Consider the following 6,592-nt stretch of genomic DNA (forward strand, 5'->3'; position numbering starts at 1 on the left):
TACCATATACAAGCAGTATTGCAGAGACTATAGTAGAGTCTCAAATAAATACTAGATTCAAGCGAAAACAAAAAATGCAGTGGACCCGAGAGAATGCACACAATGTTTTGCAGATTAAAGCGACTATGTCCTCTAATGAGTGGAATCTTTATGAAGCAAATATTGACAATGAGTTGATTCTAAAAGTTGCTTAACGCTATCTAATATTTATGCTTCCCCAATAAAATTCTTATAAAAATACTAAGCCAGTATAAGTGATAATCAGTATTTTGAAATCCTAATTTATAAATTTGATGAATACTTGATTTAGCAATGAGTATGAATTGAATAGCCTTAATGAAAAAAATCAAAATCAGTATGTATACGGGCATTTTAAAACCTATTAAACTGCAAAGCCTTAAATTTACGACAAGCGTAAAGCCACCTAATAAAAATGATGGAACTGGCATAACTAATTCCATAACAATGAATATGATAGTTAATAAAGAAAAAGTTAAAACATTGTATCCAAATTTCTCAACCATAAATAATGGGCTGTTTATTTCGTAAACTTGAAAAATAAAACTTAAACTCATTAATATCAGTTGTAGAAAAATTAAAGGCTTAAAATCAACTACTCGCATCAATCACAAACAATGAAATATTGAATCAGGATTGTACATCTGTTAAAAATTTTTTCCAAGGTAAATTCTGCGAACCTGTTTATTTTTAACAATATTTTTGCTGTAATCGCACGCAATGACACTCCCATTATATAAAATATATGCTCTATCAATTAGATTTAATGCTTCTTTTACGTTGTGGTCTGTAATCAATATTCCTATATTTTGCTTTTTTAAACTCTTAATTAAATTCATTAAATTATCAATTGCAATTGGATCAATTCCTGCTAGTGGTTCATCGAGTAAAATATATTTAGGATTTATCGCGACACATCTCGCTATCTCAAGTTTCCTTCTTTCTCCTCCAGATAAAGATATTGCATAAGAGGATCGTAAATGTTCAATGGAGAATTGAGCAAGTAATTCTTCTAATCTTTGCTCCCTTTTGAGCTTATTTTTTTCTATCATTTCCAGAGCAACCATTATGTTTTCTTGCACGGTCATACCCCTAAAAACAGATATTTCTTGCGGAAGATATGCAATTCCCAATTTTGCACGGTATGACAAAGACAAATTAGTTATGTCAATGCCATTGAAGAATATTTTACCAACATCTGGTTTTATTAAACCTGAAATCATATGAAATGAAGTTGATTTGCCTGCACCGTTTGGACCTAACAAACCAACTATTTCTGAATTCTCAACTGATATAGTTACATTTTTAACAATCTTTTTCTTTGCATATGTCTTAGATAAATTCTCAGCTACTAACATTTTAATTTATTTTAAATTTTGCTTTTATTCGCCCTTTAGTTTTATCGTCAAATTTCATTTTTGAACTTAATTTTGATACTTTAGTTTTTAAGTTATATGTAAAAATATCTCCATTTATTTCACCATTGTCTCCTTTATGTATAACATTATCAATAATTTTTAAAGTATTATCATTTTTTGTATATTCAGCTTTATCACCTAAAATTAGCTTGTCACGCATTTGAAATTTAACATTTTTTAAAAAATCAATTTTTTTCACCTCATTATTTTCAAAAAAAATAACCAATTTATCTGTTGAAATCTTAATATCACCTTGTTTAACGATTACATTATCAAAGAATTCTGCTTTTTTAGTAGTAATGTCTATATCTAGATTTTCAGATTCAATACAAACATCTTCAATGCTTGAATCAAATGCATGTGAATGCAGGTTCAATAAAAAAAACAATATAAGAAAATTTAATTTTAACATTATTTTTATAAATTATAAGTACAGGTAGCCTATAAGCTGGGTTCTGTAAGTGCAAAATACACCCGATGGTTATTCATCTCGATTTAATGTTACCATTAAACTCTAGCAATCCACCCGTGCTCTTAGCTTGGAATATAGCAATATTAAGCACTATTTGATCTTGCTTCTAGAGGGGTTTACCATGCATTCCTTATTACTAAAGAATCGGTAAGCTCTTACCTTACCATTTCACCCTTACCTATTGCTAGGCGGTATATTTTCTGTGGCACTTTCCCTAAAGTTACCTTTGCTGGGAGTTATCCAGCTCTATCATTCCATGAAGCCCAGACTTTCCTCTATATTAATAAATATAGCAACCATCTAGCTACCTGTTGTGTTAAAATAGAGCAATTTTACTAAAAAATCTACATAGAAATATATAATTAAGTTTGCAAAAATGTATTTTTTGGAATAGAAGTATGTATTCCTAAATTTTTAATGGGAATGTAACAACAGATAAAAATTAATAATAAAATGTTTTCATCCTTACTAGGATTATTTTCATCTGACATGGCTATTGACCTTGGCACAGCAAACACGTTGGTATATGTTCCTAATCAAGGGATTGTATTAAATGAGCCGTCAGTGGTTGCTCTGCTACATGAAAAGGGTTCTTATATTCCATATGCTTTTGGAAATGAGGCAAAAGCAATGTTAGGAAAAACTCCTGCAGATATTAAAGCAATAAGACCTTTAAAAGATGGGGTTATTGCAGAGTTTAAAGGTGCAGAGGAGATGATAAAATATTTCATTACCTCAGTTCATAAAAAAAGAAGCTTTTTTGCAAGACCTAGGATTATAGTTTGTGTCCCATATGGCTCTACTCCTGTAGAAAGGAGAGCTATACAAGATGCTGTAGAAAGTGCAGGGGCGAGAGAAGTTTATTTAATATTTGAGCCTATGGCTGCGGCGATTGGCTCTAATTTACCAGTTACAGAAGCAACTGGATCAATGGTTGTAGATATAGGTGGTGGTACTACTGAAGTAGGGGTTATATGTCTAGGTGGTATAGTTTGTGCTCAGTCCGTTAGAGTGGGTGGTGATAGCATGGATGAAGCAATAATATCATACATAAGAAAAAGTCATAATTTATTTATTGGTGATTCAACAGCTGAAAGGATTAAGAAAGAGATAGGAACTGCAAAAAAGAGTACAAAGGATGAAAAAAGTATATCAATTAAAGGAAGGGATGCAGCAACAGGCATACCAAGAGAAATTATATTAACTGAAACAAATGTTGCTGATAGTATTGCTGATCCTGTATCGCAAATAATAGATTCGGTAAAATTAGTTTTAGAGCAAGCTCCACCAGAATTATCTTCAGATATAGCCGATAATGGTATAGTACTTACTGGTGGTGGCGCCTTATTAAAACACATGGACACAGTGATCAGTGAAGCTACAGGCTTGAAGGTTCGAGTGGCTGATGAGGCATTAAACTGCGTTGTACTAGGAACTGGAAAAGTTTTGGAAGACTTTTCACATTTTAGACACGTATTATTTCAGCAAGATTAAATGAATTCAACTATCAATTTTAAAAAATTACAAAAAGAATTAATTTTTATTCCATTAGGTGGTTCTGGCGAAATAGGGATGAACCTAAATTTGTATCACTATAATGGAAAGTGGATCATTGTTGATTTGGGATTAGGTTTTGCAGAACCAGATTTACCAGGGGTTGATATTATAGTGCCCAACATAAACTTTATTATTAAAGAGATTAAAAGGGATATTTTAGGTATAGTATTAACACATGCTCACGAAGATCACATTGGAGCGATTCAATATTTATGGTCCGAAATTGAATGTCCAATTTATGCAACTAAATTTACATCCCTCATAGTAAAATCCAAGTGCAAGGAGTATGGATTAACTAAAAAAATGAAATTTGTAGAGACTTTCTCAAATAAATCATTTCATTTAAATGACTTTAAAATAACATTAGTACCAATAACTCACTCTATACCAGAAATGAATGGATTGGTTATAGAGACAGATAAAGGAAAAATATTTCACACAGGTGATTGGAAATTTGATAATGAGCCTGTAGTAGGCGAAGTTACTAACGAAAAGATTTTATCTGATATTGGAAAAAGTGGAATTTTAGCCTTAGTTGGAGACTCAACAAACATTTTTCATAAGAAGCATTCTGATTCAGAAGGTGAGCTTGGTCGAAATTTGGAAAAATTACTCTGCGACTATCCTAATAATATGATTGTTGTAACTACTTTTGCATCAAATATAGCAAGATTGCTTTCATTAGTTAATGCAGCTAAAAAGGCTAAAAGAAAGATAATATTACAAGGAAGATCATTATGGAAAATGTATACTGCAGCTAAAGAAGCCGGTTATTTACAAGAATCAATAATATACGATGAGAGGCATTTTAAAAAATTTAAAAGAGATGAAGTTGTAGTAATATGTACTGGATGTCAGGGTGAAGTGCTAGCTGTGACCAATAAAATTGCTAATAAAACTCATCCACAAATTGCATTAAAGGAAAATGATGTAGTTATATTTTCATCTAAAATTATCCCAGGAAATGAAAAAAGAATATATAACCTATTCAATAAACTTGCTGAAATGAACGTAAATGTTTTAAGTGAGGCAAATGAATTTGTTCATGTATCTGGTCATCCTTCTGCTATAGAAGTGAAAAAAATGTTTGAGCTTATTAAACCACAAGTAGCCATACCAGTTCATGGGGAAGCAATTCACATAAATGAACATTGCAGAGTAGCAAAAAAATCTGGCGTTAAGCACACTATAAGTGTTAGAAATGGTGATGTTGTTGTCATTGATGCAAATGAAACAAAAAAAATTGGTAAGGTAGAGGCAGGACATTACATCATAGATGGAAATTTGATTTTAAATTCAGAAAGTATAATCATTAATAATAGAAAAACGTTGGGAAATAATGGAGCTTTATTTATTTCCTTAGTAATAAATAAAGCTAAAAAAAGCATAAGCCAAATTTTTATTTCTGCTCCAGGTGCATTAGAAGACGATTTAGACCAAGATATTTTGGATTCGCTAAAGCTTAATGTATCGGAAACTTTTGCTACTATATCAACTATAGATAAGCACAAGGTTAAGAATTTAGTTGAATCATCAATCAAAAAACATATTAAAAAATTGATAAATAAGTCACCATTAATTACTATTAACATCTTCTTTATCTAAATTTTGGTTTGTTATGTTAATCAGAATAGCAACTAGAAACAGTCCTCTTGCTATAAATCAAGCATTGTTAGTTGCTAAAGAACTCCAGCTTCACCATCGTGACATAAAATTTGAATTACTAAAATTGCAAACTCAGGGAGATACCATGCTTGAGCATTATTTGTCTAAAGTAGGTGGTAAGGGGTTATTTCTTAAGGAAATTGAGCAAGCTTTAATTGATGGCAAAGCTGATATTGCAGTGCATTCTATGAAAGATGTTCCTGCAAATCAAAATGAGTATCTGGAAATTAATTGTTTGTTAAAACGTGGCGATCCAAGGGATGCATTTATCTCTCTCAAATATAAATCTTTCTTTTTCCTACCAAGCGGTGCAACGATTGGCACTTCATCACACAGAAGGAGAGGGCAAATTTTAGCATTGAGGCCTGATTTGGAAGTTGTAAATTTAAGAGGTAATATCAATACTAGATTAAAAAAATTACAAGACGGTAAAGTAGAATCAATAATACTAGCAGCTGCAGGATTAAAAAGAAATAATCTAAAAGAAGTTATAAATCATTATTTTAGTATTGATGAAATACTACCAGCTATTGCTCAAGGTGCTATAGGAGTGCAAAATGTAAAAGGGAATGATAAGATCAATAAAATGCTAAAACCTCTGAATCATAAACCAACTAGAATAATGATTAATTCAGAAAGGGCATTTTTAAAATCTTTTAATGGTGATTGTTCAACTCCAATTGCATCCTATTGCAGTATATATGGCGATAAATTAGTGTTAAAATCAGGATATTTTAATGAAAATGGGAGCTCACAATTTTATATAGTTGAGGAAAGTCATTTAAATGATGGAAGTATTTTGGGGAAAAAATCAGCAGAAAAAATAAAAAAAATAATTTTTTATTAAAAAAATTATTTTTTACTAAAAAAAGCTATCTTTAACAAGGATTTTATGATAGTTTCCTTCAATATAATTTTTAATATAACAGGTTTTAAACATGAACTTTAAAAACATTTCAATTTGTCTTACATTGCTATTTGCATTAACAGTTTTAACTGCTAACGCTACACAAACAAAACAAATTCAGTCTACTGACTTAGTTGATCAAGATGGTGATGCAACTAAAGCAGGTGACGAAAATGTTGATGCTAATAAAAAAGCTACTGACACTACTAAAAAATAATACTTTTACGTAAAGTTAAAAAAGCCTGATTTATTCATTAATAAATTGGGCTTTTTTTAATTCAGGGAATTATATAAAATAAGAGTGTACCTAGTTTTACCTGATTTAAGTTAGCACAGCTATCTATATTATATCCTGTGGGGTGTAAAAATAATAGCTCACTAAAACATGTGTCAATGGCATCTTTTTACTTAAGACCATTGCATAATAAGCAGAAAGAAACATATATGATAGAATGAAAAGATAAGTACATACGAAAGAGGAGGCAAAATGTCATTTTTAGTAAGAGAAGCAGAAGAACGTATAGAGAAGAGTAAGTTAGTGCGAATAGCAGGAGT

Annotated in this window: 7 protein-coding genes, 1 other RNA gene and 1 pseudogene; 6 read left to right on the forward strand and 3 right to left on the reverse strand. The window is 30.9% G+C overall.

Going from position 1 to position 6,592, the window contains the following annotated elements; genetic code table 11:
• Positions 1–194: pseudogene (locus L8D11_RS02690) on the forward strand (hypothetical protein); the annotation flags it as partial.
• Positions 195–336: 142 nt separating this feature from the next.
• On the forward strand, positions 337–549 hold the full coding sequence (locus tag L8D11_RS02695; protein ID WP_236870138.1) for a hypothetical protein: 213 nt from the start codon (positions 337–339) through the stop codon (positions 547–549).
• A 116-nt stretch (positions 550–665) separates the two neighbouring features.
• On the opposite strand, the gene lptB is transcribed toward L8D11_RS02695, so the two are convergent.
• The 3 genes from lptB to rnpB all read right to left on the reverse strand — a co-directional run bounded on the left by lptB (position 666) and on the right by rnpB (position 2,220).
• Positions 666–1,376: an LPS export ABC transporter ATP-binding protein gene (gene lptB / locus L8D11_RS02700; RefSeq protein ID WP_236870139.1), complete on the reverse strand. Its 711-nt coding sequence runs from the start codon at positions 1,374–1,376 to the stop codon at positions 666–668.
• Between the two features lies 1 nt (position 1,377).
• A complete protein-coding gene (locus L8D11_RS02705; protein ID WP_236870140.1) occupies positions 1,378–1,812 on the reverse strand; it encodes an LptA/OstA family protein in 435 nt (144 codons plus the stop codon).
• A gap of 52 nt (positions 1,813–1,864) precedes the next feature.
• Positions 1,865–2,220: RNase P RNA component class A (gene rnpB, locus L8D11_RS02710), an RNA gene on the reverse strand.
• Positions 2,221–2,361: 141 nt separating this feature from the next.
• Between rnpB and L8D11_RS02715 the strand changes: the two genes are divergently transcribed.
• The 4 genes from L8D11_RS02715 (at position 2,362) to L8D11_RS02730 (ending at position 6,254) form a co-directional block, all read left to right on the forward strand.
• Complete coding sequence (locus L8D11_RS02715) at positions 2,362–3,402, forward strand: rod shape-determining protein (RefSeq protein WP_236870141.1); 1,041 nt, start codon at positions 2,362–2,364, stop codon at positions 3,400–3,402.
• Complete coding sequence (locus tag L8D11_RS02720; RefSeq protein WP_236870142.1) at positions 3,403–5,070, forward strand: ribonuclease J; 1,668 nt, start codon at positions 3,403–3,405, stop codon at positions 5,068–5,070.
• A 13-nt stretch (positions 5,071–5,083) separates the two neighbouring features.
• Positions 5,084–5,977, forward strand: coding sequence for a hydroxymethylbilane synthase (hemC, locus tag L8D11_RS02725; RefSeq protein WP_236870143.1), 894 nt, complete (start codon positions 5,084–5,086; stop codon positions 5,975–5,977).
• Positions 5,978–6,068: 91 nt separating this feature from the next.
• Positions 6,069–6,254, forward strand: a complete 186-nt coding sequence (locus L8D11_RS02730; RefSeq protein ID WP_236870144.1) for a hypothetical protein — start codon at positions 6,069–6,071, stop codon at positions 6,252–6,254.
• Positions 6,255–6,592 lie beyond the last annotated feature (338 nt).

The sequence above is a fragment of the Candidatus Bandiella numerosa genome (genome assembly GCF_021811875.1).
GTDB lineage: Bacteria > Pseudomonadota > Alphaproteobacteria > Rickettsiales > Midichloriaceae > Aquirickettsia > Aquirickettsia numerosa_A.